The following is a 15181-nucleotide window of genomic DNA, read 5'->3' as shown; positions in this document are numbered from 1 at the left end:
GTTCCGGGCGTGTGATTCAGCAGGACACGTGGTCGCGTCAGCGGCCGAGCCAGCCGCCGTCGACGGGCAGGATCACGCCGTTGACATAGTCCGAAGCGCGGGAAGCCAGGAAGACCGTTGCGCCGACGAGGTCGTCGGGGCGCCCCCAGCGGCCCGCAGGAATGCGCTCGATGATGCCCTTTTCGCGAACCGGATCGTCCTGCAGCGCTTGGGTATTGTCGGTGGCAATGTAGCCCGGGGCTATGGCATTCACGTTCACGCCCCTGGGCGCCCACTCGTTGGCCAGCGCCTTGGTGAGACCGGCGACGCCGGCCTTGGACGCCGTGTACCCCGGCACGTTGATGCCGCCCTGGAAGCTCAGGAGCGAGGCCGTGAAAATCACCTTGCCGCTGCCGCGCTCCACCATCGCCCCGCCGAGTTCCCGGCTCAGCACAAATTGGCTGGAGAGGTTGACTTCGATGACTTGGTCCCACAGTTCGTCGGGGTGTTCCGCGGCAGGCTTCCGGGCTATCGTGCCGCCATTGTTGACCAGGATGTCTATCGGGCCCATGGTCAACAGGTCGTCAGCGAGTCCGCGAACGGCGTCGCGGTCGGCAAAATCCGCGCTGAGGCCGGTGAAACGGCGCCCAAGGCTGGTGACCCGTTGCTCGACGACGCTCCCGTCGGGCTCGAGCGTGGCGGAGACCCCGATGATGTCCGCTCCGGCCTCTGCCAGCGCCGTTGCCATGGCTAGGCCGATGCCGCGCCGCGCCCCGGTGACGACGGCTGTTTGCCCCGTGAGGTCGAAAAGAGCTCCGGCATTCATGAGGTGGCCTCGGCAGTCGCGCGGCAGTCGACCAAGACCTTCATGGCGCCCCCCGATTCCAGCGCCTGGAAGCCTGCCTCGACGTCGTGCAGGCCGACGACCCGCGAGATCAACCGCCGCGCCGGGACCGACCCTGCCGCCACCAGTCGTACTGCCTCCTCAAAGTCCTCGCGCTGATAGAGGCGGGCACCAAACATCTCCAGTTCCCGCCAGAAGAAGCGGTGCAGATCGATCTCCTTGGGCCGCGGATGGATCGCGACCATGACCAGCCGTCCCCGGGTGGTGAGGACCTCGACGGCGGAGTTCACGCCTGCCGCGGCGCCGGAGACCTCGAAGGCCACGTCGGCTCCGGCCCCGGACGTTTCACGCATCACCAGGTCCATCAGGTCCTGCTCCCGCGGGTCCACCGTGGCGATGCCGGATTCCTGCGCAAGCGCCCGCCGGGCGGGATCCAGTTCGACCAGAACGACGCGGGCGCCCCGCTGCAGCGCAACCGAGGCGATGAGCTGCCCGACCGGGCCGCCGCCGATCACGACGACGAATTCACCTTCCGCCAGCCTCGCCCGCCGGACATCGTGGACCGCCACGGCGGTCGGTTCGATCAGTGCCGCCTCGTCCAGCGCAAGGTCCGCCGGCAAAGCAACAACGACTTCCGCCGGCACGTTCCAGTAGTTCTGCATGGAGCCGGCCGAGTCGATGCCGATGAAGTCCAGTTTGTGGCAGACGTTCCCGTGCCCGCGGGTGCACGCTGCGCAGGATCCGCACGACAAGGTGGGCATGACGGTGACCGGCTGGCCTACGGACCATCCGGTCACGCCGTCGCCCAGGTCCGCGATGGTCCCGGACATCTCGTGGCCGATGATCGCCGGCATGCTGACGCGGGAGTCCATGTCGCCATGGAAGATGTGCAGGTCGGTGCCGCACAGCCCGGTGTAGGAGACGGCGATCTGCACTTCTCCCGGCCGGGGCGGGTCAGGCGGCAGTTCGCTGGTGCTGAAGGTGCGGGATCCGTTGTACGTGGCGGCGGTCATCGAGACAGGCTCCTTGCGGTGGTGGGAAAGGTGTGGCGGGGCCGCGAGCGGCTAGAGAACCTTGCTCAGGAACCCCTGGGTGCGCGCATGGCGCGGCGAGGAGAAGATCTCCTCCGGCGTGCCTTCTTCCACGATCAGGCCCTGGTCCATGAACAGCACCCGGTCGGCCACTTCGCGGGCGAAGCCCATTTCGTGGGTGACGACCACCATGGTCATCCCTTCACTCGCCAGGTCCTTCATGACCGTCAGGACTTCGCCGACGATTTCGGGGTCAAGCGCCGAGGTCGGTTCGTCGAAGAGCATGATTTTCGGGTCCATCGCCAGCGCCCTGGCGATGGCGACGCGCTGCATCTGCCCGCCGGAGAGACTTCCCGGGAAGACGTCCATCTTCGCCGCGAGGCCCACTTTGGCCAGCAGCACCTCAGCCTTGGTCCGAGCCTCTTCCTTCGAGACTTTGGCGACTTTCAGCGGGGCCAGCATGACATTGTCAATGACGCGGAGGTGCGGGAAGAGGTTGAAGTGCTGGAAGACCATCCCAGCTTCCTGCCGGACCAGGTTGATGTTCGTCTTCGAGTCGTCCAGCCGGTGCTTGTTAATGACGATGCTGCCGGAGGAAATCGATTCGAGGCCGTTCATGCATCTCAGAAAGGTGCTCTTCCCCGAGCCCGAGGGGCCGATGACGCACACGACTTCCCGTTCACGGATGTGGCAGTCGACGCCCTTCAGGACATGGACGGGGCCGAATTTCTTGTGCAGGTTCTCAACAAAAATCACTTTTGAATTCCGATCTAGAGGCCCGCGGGCTCTGGGACTTTGAGAGGGTCGACGTGGATGCCAGTCCGTTTCTCGTACAGCCGGCCCAGCCAGGAGATGCCGTAGCAGATGACGAAGTACATCGCGGCTACGATCAGGAAGGTCTTGATGGGATCGCCGGTCAGGTTGGTGACGACGTTTCCTGCGTGGGTCAGCTCGAGCAGGCCGGTGACGGTGACCAGGGACGAATCCTTGACCAGGCCGATGAGGAATCCGATGCCCGGTGGAACCATGATCTTGACGGCCTGCGGGAGGATGACGTACCGCAGCTTCCGCCAGTAGTCGAGCCCCAACGCGTCGGCCGCTTCGCTCTGGCCCTTGGCCACGGCTTCGATGCTGCCTCGCACGATTTCAGCCACGTAGGCGGCGGCGAAGCAGGTCAGCGCGATGACGGCGGAGGAGAACTTGTCCGGTTCCAGGCCCGGAAACAGCAGCGGGATGCCGAAGAACACGAAGAAGATGATGACCAGGATGGGAATGCCGCGAACGCAGCTGATGTAGATGGTGCTGATCCACCGGGCAATCCTGCTTGGCGAGGTCCGGGCGATGCCGAGAAGCAGGCCGAAGATTACGCCCAGGATGCCGGAGACGGCGCAGAGCTGAAGGGTTAACCAGGCACCCTCAAGCAGCGGCAGGAGGTCCTGCCATTCGAAAGGCCTAAACATGCGTCCCCACCGCCCACCGGAAGATCGTCGTCTCGGCCCGCTTGGAGATCAGTGACATCAGTGCGGAGACTGCGAGATATAGGAGGCCGCCGACGGCGAGGACTTCAATGGTCCGGTATGTGGTGTTGCTGACGCTCATGATCGCGTTGGTCAGTTCAGGGAGCGAGATGATGGATCCAATCGACGAGGCCAGGAACAGCAGGATGAGCTGATTGGTCAGTGCGGGGAAAACGTTCCGGGTGGCTGGAAGCAGGATGATGTAGCGGACGATCTGGGCGGGTTTCATGCCCAGCGCCTTGCCGGCTTCACGCAGGCCGCGGGGCACCGATTCGAACCCGGCCCGGTAGATCTCGGCCGTGTACGCGGCGTTGTTCAACGTCAGTCCGATCACGGCGGCCCAGACAGGCTCAAGGTTGACGCCCAGGGCGGGGAGGGCGAAGTAGATGAGGTACAGCTGCACGAGCAGAGGCGTGTTGCGAATGGCCTCGATGTAGAACGTGCAGAGAACACTGAGCGGTTTTCCGGGCCCGACTTTCCCCAGGTAGACGAGGACACCGAGCGCGCTTCCGGCCAGCATGGCCACGAGTGTGATGTACAAACCGGTCCAGAGCCCCTCGAGAAGAAGCGAGGAGTAAGGGAGAAGGTCTCCGAAATATAAAGCCATGTGCAAGTGGTCCTGTMCGTGAACGGCAGCATGGGTGGAGGGTTTCTGATCCTCCACCCACGCTGGAGGGCGCGTCCGAAATACTGTTAGTGGGCGAGGAAGGGCGGCAGGCTCAGCCCGAACCACTTCTGCAGCGAAGCCTCGTTCTGTCCGGAGATGTTGTAGTTCCGGATGAAGTTATTCAGATAGTTGAGCCATATCTGGTCACCCTGCTTGACCCCGATCGAGAACAGCGCCGGCTTGATGGGGTCGCCCTTGAGGACCTGGAACTTGGACGGGTCGTTTTTCACGAGGCCGCCAACGATGGCGTTGTTTTCAATCAGGGCGTCCACCTTGCCGCTCTTGAGCGCCTGGATCGAGTCCGCCGTCGTGTTGAATCCGGTCACCTTGGCCTTCGGGAAGCTGGACTTGAGGATCTGTTCGCCCACGCTTCCCCTCGAGGTGGCCACGGATTTGCCGTCCAGGTCGGCGTAGCTGGTGATCGGGCTTCCCGCCGGCACCATGAAGACCGTGGAGCTGGCGGCATAGGGGTCAGACATCTCAACCACCTGGGCCCGCGCATCCGAGGCGGTGAACGTGGCAATCACGGCGTCCGCCTTGTCGGTCTGCAGCAGCGGGATGCGGCTCTCATTCGTGGCGGTAACGAACTCAACCTTTGCCCCCAGCGAGGTGCCGAGCGCGTTGGCGAGGTCAATGTCGAAGCCCTCGCGGCCGCCCGACGAATTCATGAACCCGTAGCCCGGCGAGTCGGCGCTGACGGCGATCCTGACCGTCTTCGACTTGAGGATCTGGGTGAGGTGGCTGTCTGCCGCGGCTCCTGTGCCGGCGCCGGCGTTTGCAGCGCCGCCCGATGAGCAGCCCCCCAACGCCAGGGCCAAAGCGACAGCCGGAACAAGAAGCAACTTCGGTGTTGCTCTGAACATGGGAACTCTCCTGTGATCGTTACTGCGTATGGGTAGCGGGCGCTGGCGGCGGCCCGGGCCTCTCCTGCCGCTGGCGCGACGAGGATCGTATAGGAATATGTTGTATCATATATGCAATGTGATCCAGGTCAAGCTTTGTGAATTAGGTCTGTCGCACAAACGCCAGCGCGCCGCCCGCAGAGTCCGGGCGGCAACCGAGAGGAAAGACAAATGACGGCACCTACCGCAAGCGACGCCACGACGGCCAGGGTCGCTGCCGGCGGGGTCTATTCGGCGCTCCGCCAATCGATCCTGGACGGCGAAATTACGCCGGGCACGCGCATCAACATCGACGCACTCTCACGGCGGCTAGGGGTGTCGCACACGCCTGTGCGGGAGGCTCTGCAACGTCTTGAGGGTGACAACCTGCTGACGTATGTCCCGAGCCGGGGGTACAGCACCACCCCATTGCTGAGCCTCGCGGAGCTCCGCTCCCTGTTCGAATTCCGGCTCCTGGTTGAGCCGTGGGCGGCACGCTCGGCCGCGGTTGAGCGCCTGACAAACCCCTCCGGGGCGCTGCGGACCGAGCTCGCGGGGCTCGAGCGCAATGTCGATGTCACAGCAAATCTGCGTCAGGACCTCGTGGGTCACGACGCCCGCTTCCACGCCCTGATCCTGGCGTCGGCCGGCAACGAGGTTGTTCAGCAGGCGTACGTGCAGACCCACTGCCACCTGCACATGTTCCGGCTCTATCCCGCCGATTTGGACGGCCGGATCACCCTGCTGGAGCACCGGGGCATCCATGAAGCCATCGCCGCCCGGGACCCGGGCGCTGCGGAGGCGGCGATGAGTGAGCACATCCGCAACTCGTTCTACCGCTTCGCAAGGGCCTTCGATGAGGAACCGCCGGCCCTGGCCGAGGCCACGCTCGTGCGCATGGCCCCGGGCCGACCGGCTGCCTCCTAACCGGCCGGCCGCAGGCGCAGCGCCTGCATGCCGCCGTCGACGGCCAGTTCGGTACCCGTGGTCGAACCGGCCAGGGGGCTTGCGAGGTAGGCGATCGCCGCCGCGACCTCGTCCGGGGTGACGAGCCGGCCGTGCGGCTGGCGGGCCTCAAGTGCCGCCCGTTCCGCTGCCGGATCCTCTGCACGGCTGAGCAAACGACTGACCCACGGGGTGTCGGCGGTGCCCGGATTGACGCAGTTGACCCGTATTCCTTCACGAATGTGGTCGGCGGCCATGCTGAGCGTCAGGGCGCGCACGGCTCCCTTGGTGGCCGCGTAGAGGGCCCGCTCCGGCAACCCTGCGGTGGCAGCGATGGACGAGGTATTGACGATCGCTGCGGCGTGAGACTGCCGGAGGTACGGCAGCGCGGCCCGGCTTACGCGCACGGCGCCCACCACGTTGATATCGAAGACGCGGTGCCATTCGGCGTCGTCGTTCTCCGCAACGGTGCCCTGCGCACCGATCCCAGCATTGTTAATCACGACGTCGATCCCGCCCAGTGCCCGCGCCACCTGCTCGACCGCCCCGCGCACCGAAGAATCATCGGCGATGTCGCATTGGACCGCGAGCGCGGGAGCGGGCACAGCATCCGGGTTGAGGTCCAAAACGGCCACTCGGGCACCACGGCTCAGCAGGTGCGACGTCGTGGCCGCACCTATGCCGGATGCGCCCCCGGTAACGATGACCCTGATGCCTTCAAACTCCATGCCTGGCACCCCGTTCACGCTACGAACTCATGGCGCTGGCGTCCGATGCCTTCGATTTCGATCTCCACAACATCGCCGGCTTTCAAGTAGGGAAAGCGTCCGGAGAGGGCCACCCCCTCCGGAGTGCCGGTGCAAATCAAGTCGCCCGGTTCAAGCACCATGTACTGGCTCAGGTTCCACACGATGGTTTCGACGTCGAAGATCATGTCCGCCGTGGAGGAGTCCTGGCGCAGTTCCCCGTTGACCCAGCTGCGCAGCCGCAGGTTGTCGCTTTCCACCTCGTCGGCGGTGACCAGGTAGGGCCCGGCGGGGCAGAACCCCGGGGAACTCTTGCCCTTGGACCACTGGCCGCCGGAAACGTTCAGCTGGAAATCCCGTTCGGACAGGTCATCGACCACGACGAATCCGGCAATGTGGTCGCGGGCGGCGTCCCTGGACTCGAGGTAGGAGGCGCGGCTGCCAATGACGACGCCGAGTTCCACCTCCCAATCTGTCCGGGTGGATCCTCGCGGGATGGCCACCGGATCATCCGGGCCGCCGACGGTGTTGGGTGTCTTGAGGAAAATGACCGGATGTTCAGGCGGTTCCGCACCGGATTCCGCTGCGTGCGCGGCGTAGTTCAGGCCGACGCAGATGACCGCTGACGGCCGGGCAATAGGGGCGCCGTAGCGCTCGCCGGTGGAATCGACTTCCGGCAGTGTCCCGGCAGCCAGTGCTGCGGCCGCCGCCGCGGGTCCCCCTTCGGACAGGAAGCGTCCGTCGATCGCCGGGGTCAGGCTGCTGAGCGAATAATGCCGGCCCTCGTGGACGAGAACCGGCTGCTCGGCGCCTGGGGCGCCGATCTGTGCAAACTTCATGGATTTTCCTTTCGAGCTTCGAGGTATACGCAAAAGGACGACGGCGGAAACCAGCCGCCGCCGTCCTTCTGAATAGCACGGATCCCCGCCCCACTCTCGGGCCGGGCGTCCAAGGCGGGTCAGCCGGCGCTGACGGAGGAGTCCTGGACGAGGCGTTGGTCGTGCAGATAGCCGAAGAGTTCCCGCAGGCCGTAGGACCACGGCGGCAGTTCTTCCGCGGCTCCGACACGGTTGACGAGGGCACCCAGGTGGCTGCTGCGGATCGTCACGAGGTCGCCTGGCCGGTGGGTGAAGCCCTGACCGGGCTCATCCCGGTCCTGGGTCGGTGCGAACAGCGTCCCGGTGAAAAGCGCAAACCCGTCCGGGTACTGGTGGTGCTTGCCAAACGTTGCCGCCACAAGTTCCTCAAACGGCCTGCTGATCCTCGCCACAGAGTTCCGACCTTCCAGCGCGTAGCCGTCCTCTCCCTGCACGCGGAGCAGGATTTCTTCCTGCCGCAACGTCTCCAGGGTGAAGCTGTCGTCGAACAACCGGATCAGTGGACCCAAGGCGCTGGACGCGTTGTTGTCCTTCGCTTTGCCAAGCAGGAGCGCGCTCCGGCCTTCCACGTCCCGGAGATTGACGTCGTTTCCGAGCGTTGCGCCCACAACGGCGCCCGTTGAGCTGGCTAGGAGCACCAGTTCCGGTTCCGGGTTGTTCCACGAGGAGAAGGAAGGAATTCCGATTCCTGCGCCGAGACCCACCGAGGAGAGCACCGGAGCTTTCGTGAAGACCTCGGGGTCCGGGCCTATGCCGACCTCCAGGTACTGGGACCATAGCCCCTCGGCGACTAGCACTTTCTTGGCCTCAGCCGCTTGCGCCGACCCCGGGCGGATGGCGGCCAGGCTGCCGCCAAGCGCACGGCCCACCAGCTCGCGCATCTCGAGGGCGCGGCTGGCGTCTCCGCCGCAGCGCTCCTCAATGACGCGTTCGATCATGCTGTCCACGAAGGTCACGCCGCAGGCCTTGATGACCTGAAGGTCCACCGGGGCAAGGAAGTGCGGGCGGTCCGTTTCCTGCGCCAGGGATGCGCTGATGACGTCGGCGGTGCTCCATCGGGGGCGGGTCAGCGCGGCCCGTACAGCGGCCGGCAGGTCGGGAAGTTCGAGGAGTTCGGAGACCGTCCCGGCTAGGCCGGTCAGGTCGTAGACTTCACCCTCCTCGACCGCAACCACCCTTGGGCCCGCCGTTTCGGGATCCCAAAGCCGGCCCACCAGCAGGGCCCGTGCCGCATCGTCCGGCAGGACGGAGACCGTGGGAGCGGGCGCGCTCACGGCTGCTGCTCGCTTTGGCCTGCGCGTTCGGCGGCCGCGGGCAGTTGCCAGGTCCCGTCGACGCGCTGCGGCACTTTCCACGGGTTGGCATCCCGTAGGGGTTCCGGCAACTGTCCTTCCGGGAAGGACTGGTAGGCCACGGGACGAAGGAAACGGCGGATGGCGGCAGTGCCGACCGAGGTGGTGGCCGACGTCGTCGCCGGGTAAGGCCCTCCGTGGTGCTGGGCATAGCTGACCGTGACGCCCGTGGGCCAGCCGTTCCAGAGCACGCGGCCGCTGATGTCCGTCAGGCGTGCGGCGAGCTCGGCGACGTCGTCGTCCGGCTCCGCCTGGAGGGTGGTGGTGAGCTGTCCCTCCAGGAGCTGGGCGAGCGCGGGGAGCTCGGATTCGTCGTTGTACTCCACCAGCACGCTGGCGGGCCCGAACATCTCCTGCCGGAGGATCGACGGCTCCTGGCGCACCGCGGCCGATGTGGTGTGCAGCAGCGTGGGCGCCGGGGTCTCGGCGAAGTCGCCCTCGACCAGGACATCCACCCCTGCCCCGCTTTGCAGCGAGCGGACAGCGTTCGAGAACCCCTCATGCAGCCGGTCGCTGAGCAGCCGGGCCGGAGCGAAGCCGGCCAGGGCGCCAGTCACGACTTCCCTGACCGCCTCGGTCTGGCCGCCCGGGACAAACAGCAGTCCCGGCTTGGTGCAGAACTGGCCCATGCCCATCGTGAAGGAGCCCGCATAACCGCTAAGGATCTCGTCACGCCGCCGGGCCCAGGCGTTTGCGGTCACGAAGACGGCATTGATGCCGCCCAGTTCGCCGTAGAACGGGATCGGCTCCGGTCGGGCGTTGGCGCGGTCGAACAGCGCCCGGCCGCCCGCCGTCGAACCGGTGAAACCGATGGCTTTCACCAAGGGGTGGTCCACCAGGCCCTCGGCAGCCGCCCGTCCGGTGACGAGCGAGAAAAGCCCGGCGGGGGCACCAGCCGCATCCAGCGCCCCCACGACCGTCTCGGCCGTGCGCAGGGCGAGGTTCAAGTGCCCGTCATGGGCCTTGTGCACGACGGCACAGCCGGCAGCGAGCGCCGAGGCGCTGTCCCCGCCGATCACGCTGAAGGCAAAGGGGAAGTTGGAGGCGCCGAACACGCCGACGACGCCGATTGGCACGTTGAGCCGGCGCAGGTCCGGCCGCGGGCCCATTCCCCACTGCGCATCGGCGTGGTCGATGGTCGCGTCGAAGTGCTCGCCGGCACGGATTTCCGCCGCAAAGAGGCGGAGCTGGAAGACGGTGCGCTTCAGCTCGCCACGGAGCCGGGCCTCGCCGAGGTGCGTCTCCTGGTCCGCCAGTTCCACCAGCGCATCCGCGTCCGCCGCCAAGGCATCAGCCACGGCCTCGAGCCAGCTTCCGCGGGTCCGGGGATCCGCGGTTCGGCCTTTTTCGAATGCGGCGTGCGCCGCCTCGACTTTGGCTGCCAGTTCGGAAACCGCCGTGCTCATCGGACCGACCCGGTGGGCGTCATCGTGGCGCCCGTGACGGCGGCGCGGTTGCCGACTTCGAGCCAGCCGGCGCCGCCCGGAAATTCCCACCGGGAGCGCGAGGCACTGATCATTTCGGCGCCGGTGCCCGGCAGTTGCGGCGCGGCGTAGCGGCCGTTGACGATGCGGACCGGCTCGGCGAAGTGCTCGTGGAGGTGGTCCACGTACTCGATCATGCGACCGTCCTGGCTGCCGCTGACCGCGGCGTAGTCAAAGAAGGAGAAGTGCTGGACCAGCTCGCACAGCCCGACTCCGCCCGCGTGCGGGCAGACAGGCACCTGGAAGCGGGCGGCGAGGAGCAGGTTGGCGATATTTTCGTTGACGCCGCCGACGCGGGTGGAGTCCAGCTGGAGTACGTCGATGGCCCCGGCCTGCAGCAGCTGCTTGAAGACGATGCGGCTGGCGACGGCCTCGCCGGTGGCTACACGAATGGGAGAGACACCCTTGCGGATGTCGGCGTGGCCCAAGATGTCGTCGGTGCTTGTGGGCTCCTCAATCCAGTAGGGGTTGAACTCGGCGAGCTGGTTGACCCACTCGATCGCCTCGGAGACTTCCCAGCGCTGGTTGGCGTCGATGGCGATGGGCAGATCTCCGACCGCCTGCCGTGCCAGGGCCATCCGGCGGCGGTCGTCGTTAATATCGCCGCCGACTTTGAGCTTGATCATGGAGAAGCCGTCTGCTGCAGCTTCCTTGCTGAGCCGCACCAGCTTCTCGTCGCTGTAGCCCAGCCAGCCGGGCGACGTCGTGTACGCCGGGAAACCTCCTGCCTTTAGGGACGCGATGCGGGCGGCCTTGCCGTCCTCGCCGGCCCGCAGGATGTCGAGTGCCTGCTCGGGGCTCAGCGCATCCCGGATATGGGTGAAGTCGACGACGTCGACAATCTCCTCGGCGGGCATTTCACTGAGCAGGAGCCACAGGGGCTTGTTCTCGCGGCGTGCGCGGATGTCCCAGAGGGCACTTACGAGCGCACCGCAGGCCATCTGGGTGACGCCCTTTTCCGGGCCGAGCCAGCGGAGCTGGGAGTCGTGGACGAGGCGCTTGGAGGCGCCGCCCAGGTCGTAGATGAGTTCCTCGATGTCGCGGCCGAGCAGCAGCTTGGCGTAGGCATCAATCGCATGCGTGAGGATCTCATTGCCTCGGCCGCAGCTGAAGACGAAGCCGTGGCCCTCGTCGCCCGCGTCGGTGCGGATGACGACGTAGGCGGCCGAGTAGTCGGGGTCAACGTTGACCGCGTCGGAGCCGTCAAGTTCGAGGGACGTGGGGAAACGTACGTCCTGGGTATGGATGGAAGTGATGGAAGGCACAGTTATCTTCTCTCTGGTCAATTCAACGAGTGGACGCAATTCCTATATGAATTTAGCTAATCATATAGGAAGAGTGATCCAGATCAAGTGCCAGGGAAATAAAGAAGCCCCGGCCGGTTGGCCAGGGCTTCAATTCAGTCGACGATATGCCTTCGCGGGGGACCGCTTTCCTCCAGTGGAGGTAGGTCCTCGCTCCCCTCGAACGCCTGGGCGAACCGGGAGAACGAATTTCGAATATGCTGCGCCATCGCCTGTTCCGCCTGGTCCGGCAGGCATTGCGAGATGGCATCCCGCACGGCGGAGTGCTCCGCCGCAGTGATGGCGCCGTCGATGTCCGCCGGGTAAAGCCTGAAAGTGTGCAGGTGGCAGTGCGTCTGCGCGAAGGCGTGCCGGACCACCGGGTTCCCGGCCGCGGCGAGGATGGTGTCGTGGAAGCGGGTGTCATGGGCAACCAGATCCTGCCTCAGCTCACCCCCCGCCTCCATGGTGGCGCGAAATTCGGAGAGCTCCCTTTCGAGCGCTGCTGCCGGGTTGGCGAGGCGGTCCACCGCCGCGGACCGCGCTGCCCATGGCTCCACCAGCAACCGGAACTCGAAGAGTGCGCGCAGCGCCGGGAGGTCCAGCAACGGTGTGGTGCTGTAGCCGCGGCCAGGGCTGTAGACCACAAGGTTGTCGCCCTCGAGCCGCTGAAGCACTTCCCGGACCGGCGTTTGCGACACACCCAGGCTGCGGGACACCGCATCAATGTTGATGCGCGTTCCGGGCGCAATTTCGCCCTTGAGGATCGAAGCTCGCATCGAAGCGTAGACGTCGCTGACGCCCGCTTTGCTCTTGGACGCATCGGACGGTTGACGAGGGGGCACGCGGTTACCTCTTTGTGCTGGTTGAACGGAGTCGCTGTGGGAATCATAAGCCACGGCCCGACGGGCGCTGTGTCGCAACATTTGCCGGCCGGTATCCGTCCCGTCTCGCGCCCTCTATATGATTGGCCGGGTTTCGGCATGGCTTTGAAGACGGCATGCACTGCGTGTACTCTCCCGGCGCTCGGGCGCCCGAAGCTTCATCGACGTCAAAGGAGACCGTATGACTGCCCTGGGCAATGGGCGCCCGGCCCCACCGTCCCCGGCGGTAGCCACCACTATGTCCCGCAAGCGCTGGGTGATCATCTGGCTCGCCTTCGCCGGGCTGAGCATAAATTACCTGGACCGCTCCAGCCTGGGCGTGGCGCTGCCGTTCATGGGTGAGGACTTCCAGCTCTCAGCGACACAGCAGGGGCTCATCTTTGCCGCCTTTTTCTGGGCCTATGACTTCTGCCAGCTGGCGGCCGGCTGGTACGTGGACAAAGTCGGGCCCCGGAAGTCCTTTTCGCTGGCGGCGGTGTGGTGGTCCGTCTTTACTGTCGCGACCGCCGTCGCACAGGGTTTCTGGTCGCTGTTCGCCGCCCGGTTCCTGCTCGGAGTCGGTGAGAGCCCGGCTCCAAGCAGCGCTGCCAAAGTGGTGGCCACCTGGTTCCCCGTCCGTGAACGAGCCCTTGCCACCAGCATCTGGGATTCCGGGTCCCGCGTCGGGGCAGTCATCGCGCTTCCGATTATCACCTTGATCGTCGGCTTCACCTCGTGGCACGCGGTTTTCATCATTATTGGTGTGGTCGGTCTGATCTGGGCGGCCGTGTGGTGGAAAAATTACCGCAACCCAGAGGAGCACCCCGGGGCCAACGCCGAGGAACTGGCCCACATCCGGGACGGTGGCGCCCGGAGCGAAGCAAGCGACCAGGAGGATGCTGCGAAGCTCCCGTGGCGTGCCCTTTTCAGATACCGCACCATTCTCAGCATGATGTTTGGATTCTTCTGCCTGAACAGCGCCATCTACTTCTTCATCACCTTCTTCCCGAGCTACCTCGTGAAGGAACGCGGTTTCGACCTGCTCAGCCTTGGCGTCTTCGGAGCCATCCCCGGCATCTGTGCGGTCGCCTTCGGGTGGTCGGCCGGCTACCTGGCCGACCGCGCGGTCCAGCGGGGAACCTCGGTGACCCGCGTCCGTAAGGCCGCCATCGCCGGCGGCCTCGTCGGCGGCTCGGTCATCATGTTCGCGGCGGTGGTTCCGGAGGCGTGGATGGCGTTGGCGCTGCTGTCCATGGCCTACTCCAGCCTCACCGTGGCCGCCACCGGAATCTGGTCACTGCCCGCGGACGTTGCCCCCAGCTCCCGGCACGTGGGATCCATTGGCGGCCTCCAGAACTTTGCCTCCAACCTGGCGGGCATCTTCACGCCCGTCCTCATCGGCGTCCTGGTGGATCAAACGGGATCCTTCGTGGCGCCCCTCGCGGTCATCGGATGCATCTCGCTGATCGGTGCCGCAAACTACCTTTTCGTCCTGGGCAAGGTAGAGCCGTTGAAGGTGCCTTCGCCCACGGCCTAGGAGCCCAACCGCGCCGCAGCCCCGATCCGTGGATCTCCTCTGCCTGCCGTTCACCAAGACTCCATAAGCGGTTCATTACCGCCGAGTAAGTTGGCGGGGTCCTGTTGAGATCCAACCTTTGAGAGGCTCCCCCATGAGCGCTACTCGCACCCGAGGCATCCTCACGGCCGCCGCATCCATCCTCCTTGCCGCGTCCGCAATCGGCGGCACGACGGCCGCCCAGGCCACCGGCGCCAACGATCGGCACGGCGGGGACGGCGCCGGCTCGGGCTCCCACCGCGAAACGGACAGCGCACTGGCCAATGCGTTCAGCGCCGTCGACCGGAACACGAACTGGCAGCAGACCGGCAAGCTGAAGCTGGACTTCCCCACCTATCACACCGAGGGAATCGCCTTCAGCGGGGACCACATCTTCCTCTCGGCCGTCCAGATCACCGAGCCGACCACAAAGTTCGCCTCCCCGCAGGGCGGTTACGACCGTACCCCCGGCAAGGGCATCGGCCACCTGTTCGTGATGGACAAGGCCGGGAAGCTGCAAAAGGACATCATCCTGGGCGAGGGCGACATGTACCACCCCGGCGGCATCGACTTCGACGGCACCAACGTCTGGGTGCCGGTTGCCCAGTACCGGCCCGACAGCAGCGCCATCATCTATCGGGTGGACGCCAAGACCCTCAATGTGCACAAGCAGTTCGAGGTGAAGGACCACTTCGGCGGCATCGTGCTGGACAAGCAGACCGGCCATCTGGTCGGCAACACCTGGGGGTCCCGGCGCTTCGCCGAATGGGACCTTCGCGGCCGGCAGCTCTCCACCTGGCAGAACCCCAACTACTTCGTTGACTACCAGGACTGCCAGTATGTGCCCTCCTCGAAGATGCTTTGCGGCGGGGTCACCAACCTCCCGCAGACCCCGGCCGCGGGCGTCGCCGGCTCCACCTACGAACTTGGCGGGATGGCAATGATCGACCTCAAGTCCCGCAGCGTCACCCGCGACGTCCCCTTCCAGCAGTGGTCCACCGCCGGGCACGCCGCCACCCGCAACCCGTTCAAAATGACCGCCGACGGCGACCACCTCACCCTGAAGGTAGCGCCGGACAACGGCGACGAGGGAAACGGCACCGAAATCCTCACCTACGAAGCCACCGTCACCCCCGCCAAATAGCGGCTCCCGACC

At 65.7% G+C, this 15181-nt stretch carries 15 protein-coding genes; 3 read left to right on the top strand and 12 right to left on the bottom strand.

The features are described from left to right. Positions 1-37: 37 nt before the first annotated feature. The 6 genes from AC1DNC_RS08680 to AC1DNC_RS08655 form a co-directional block, all read right to left on the bottom strand. Positions 38-805 (bottom strand): SDR family oxidoreductase, encoded by a 768-nt coding sequence (locus AC1DNC_RS08680; RefSeq protein ID WP_476862164.1) that lies wholly within the window; start codon positions 803-805, stop codon positions 38-40. Next, entirely contained in the window at positions 802-1836 is a 1035-nt protein-coding gene (locus tag AC1DNC_RS08675) for a zinc-dependent alcohol dehydrogenase (RefSeq protein WP_476862163.1), read from the bottom strand. The genes AC1DNC_RS08680 and AC1DNC_RS08675 overlap by 4 nt, the downstream gene beginning before the upstream one ends. 51 nt (positions 1837-1887) lie before the next feature. Then, positions 1888-2610 carry an amino acid ABC transporter ATP-binding protein gene (locus tag AC1DNC_RS08670; protein WP_476862162.1) on the bottom strand — a complete coding sequence of 241 codons (723 nt, stop codon included), beginning with the start codon at positions 2608-2610 and terminating at the stop codon, positions 1888-1890. Between the two features lie 14 nt (positions 2611-2624). Then, positions 2625-3314: an amino acid ABC transporter permease gene (locus tag AC1DNC_RS08665; RefSeq protein ID WP_476862161.1), complete on the bottom strand. Its 690-nt coding sequence runs from the start codon at positions 3312-3314 to the stop codon at positions 2625-2627. Beyond that, a complete protein-coding gene (locus tag AC1DNC_RS08660; protein WP_476862160.1) occupies positions 3307-3978 on the bottom strand; it encodes an amino acid ABC transporter permease in 672 nt (223 codons plus the stop codon). Before AC1DNC_RS08660 ends, AC1DNC_RS08665 begins: the two co-directional genes overlap by 8 nt. An 86-nt stretch (positions 3979-4064) precedes the next feature. Continuing rightward, a complete protein-coding gene (locus tag AC1DNC_RS08655; protein WP_476862159.1) occupies positions 4065-4901 on the bottom strand; it encodes a transporter substrate-binding domain-containing protein in 837 nt (278 codons plus the stop codon). Between the two features lie 210 nt (positions 4902-5111). Between AC1DNC_RS08655 and AC1DNC_RS08650 the strand changes: the two genes are divergently transcribed. Next, positions 5112-5846: a GntR family transcriptional regulator gene (locus AC1DNC_RS08650; RefSeq protein WP_476862158.1), complete on the top strand. Its 735-nt coding sequence runs from the start codon at positions 5112-5114 to the stop codon at positions 5844-5846. Here AC1DNC_RS08650 and AC1DNC_RS08645 read toward each other — a convergent pair. The 6 genes from AC1DNC_RS08645 to AC1DNC_RS08620 all read right to left on the bottom strand — a co-directional run bounded on the left by AC1DNC_RS08645 (position 5843) and on the right by AC1DNC_RS08620 (position 12452). Then, entirely contained in the window at positions 5843-6592 is a 750-nt protein-coding gene (locus AC1DNC_RS08645; RefSeq protein WP_476862621.1) for an SDR family NAD(P)-dependent oxidoreductase, read from the bottom strand. The genes AC1DNC_RS08650 and AC1DNC_RS08645 overlap by 4 nt on opposite strands. A 14-nt stretch (positions 6593-6606) precedes the next feature. Next, complete coding sequence (locus AC1DNC_RS08640; RefSeq protein ID WP_476862157.1) at positions 6607-7449, bottom strand: fumarylacetoacetate hydrolase family protein; 843 nt, start codon at positions 7447-7449, stop codon at positions 6607-6609. 119 nt (positions 7450-7568) lie between these two features. Continuing rightward, complete coding sequence (locus AC1DNC_RS08635) at positions 7569-8762, bottom strand: fumarylacetoacetate hydrolase family protein (RefSeq protein ID WP_476862156.1); 1194 nt, start codon at positions 8760-8762, stop codon at positions 7569-7571. After that, complete coding sequence (locus tag AC1DNC_RS08630; RefSeq protein ID WP_476862155.1) at positions 8759-10246, bottom strand: aldehyde dehydrogenase (NADP(+)); 1488 nt, start codon at positions 10244-10246, stop codon at positions 8759-8761. Before AC1DNC_RS08630 ends, AC1DNC_RS08635 begins: the two co-directional genes overlap by 4 nt. Continuing rightward, positions 10243-11589 (bottom strand): L-fuconate dehydratase, encoded by a 1347-nt coding sequence (locus tag AC1DNC_RS08625; RefSeq protein WP_476862154.1) that lies wholly within the window; start codon positions 11587-11589, stop codon positions 10243-10245. Before AC1DNC_RS08625 ends, AC1DNC_RS08630 begins: the two co-directional genes overlap by 4 nt. 134 nt (positions 11590-11723) lie before the next feature. Further along, the gene (locus AC1DNC_RS08620; RefSeq protein ID WP_476862153.1) at positions 11724-12452 is read right to left on the bottom strand and encodes a GntR family transcriptional regulator; all 729 of its coding nucleotides are present in this window, start codon (positions 12450-12452) and stop codon (positions 11724-11726) included. Between the two features lie 220 nt (positions 12453-12672). Here AC1DNC_RS08620 and AC1DNC_RS08615 point away from each other — a divergent pair, with 220 nt between their 5' ends. Next, the gene (locus AC1DNC_RS08615) at positions 12673-14007 is read left to right on the top strand and encodes an MFS transporter (protein ID WP_476862152.1); all 1335 of its coding nucleotides are present in this window, start codon (positions 12673-12675) and stop codon (positions 14005-14007) included. 133 nt (positions 14008-14140) lie between these two features. Further along, positions 14141-15169, top strand: a complete 1029-nt coding sequence (locus tag AC1DNC_RS08610) for a DUF6454 family protein (protein WP_476862151.1) — start codon at positions 14141-14143, stop codon at positions 15167-15169. Positions 15170-15181 lie beyond the last annotated feature (12 nt).

The sequence above is a fragment of the Arthrobacter sp. 01N442 genome (assembly GCF_056399345.1).
Note: the sequence above shows the minus strand (reverse complement) of the source record. Positions and strands in the feature narration are given on the sequence as shown.

Excerpts from the sequence above, each read along its gene's own strand:
- AC1DNC_RS08680 (WP_476862164.1), bottom strand. The coding sequence starts at position 805 with ATGAATGCCGGAGCTCTTTTCGACCTCACGGGGCAAACAGCCGTCGTC.
- AC1DNC_RS08675 (WP_476862163.1), bottom strand. The coding sequence starts at position 1,836 with ATGACCGCCGCCACGTACAACGGATCCCGCACCTTCAGCACCAGCGAA.
- AC1DNC_RS08665 (WP_476862161.1), bottom strand. The coding sequence starts at position 3,314 with ATGTTTAGGCCTTTCGAATGGCAGGACCTCCTGCCGCTGCTTGAGGGT.
- AC1DNC_RS08660 (WP_476862160.1), bottom strand. The coding sequence starts at position 3,978 with ATGGCTTTATATTTCGGAGACCTTCTCCCTTACTCCTCGCTTCTTCTC.
- AC1DNC_RS08655 (WP_476862159.1), bottom strand. The coding sequence starts at position 4,901 with ATGTTCAGAGCAACACCGAAGTTGCTTCTTGTTCCGGCTGTCGCTTTG.
- AC1DNC_RS08650 (WP_476862158.1), top strand. The coding sequence starts at position 5,112 with ATGACGGCACCTACCGCAAGCGACGCCACGACGGCCAGGGTCGCTGCC.
- AC1DNC_RS08645 (WP_476862621.1), bottom strand. The coding sequence starts at position 6,592 with ATGGAGTTTGAAGGCATCAGGGTCATCGTTACCGGGGGCGCATCCGGC.
- AC1DNC_RS08640 (WP_476862157.1), bottom strand. The coding sequence starts at position 7,449 with ATGAAGTTTGCACAGATCGGCGCCCCAGGCGCCGAGCAGCCGGTTCTC.
- AC1DNC_RS08630 (WP_476862155.1), bottom strand. The coding sequence starts at position 10,246 with ATGAGCACGGCGGTTTCCGAACTGGCAGCCAAAGTCGAGGCGGCGCAC.
- AC1DNC_RS08615 (WP_476862152.1), top strand. The coding sequence starts at position 12,673 with ATGACTGCCCTGGGCAATGGGCGCCCGGCCCCACCGTCCCCGGCGGTA.
- AC1DNC_RS08610 (WP_476862151.1), top strand. The coding sequence starts at position 14,141 with ATGAGCGCTACTCGCACCCGAGGCATCCTCACGGCCGCCGCATCCATC.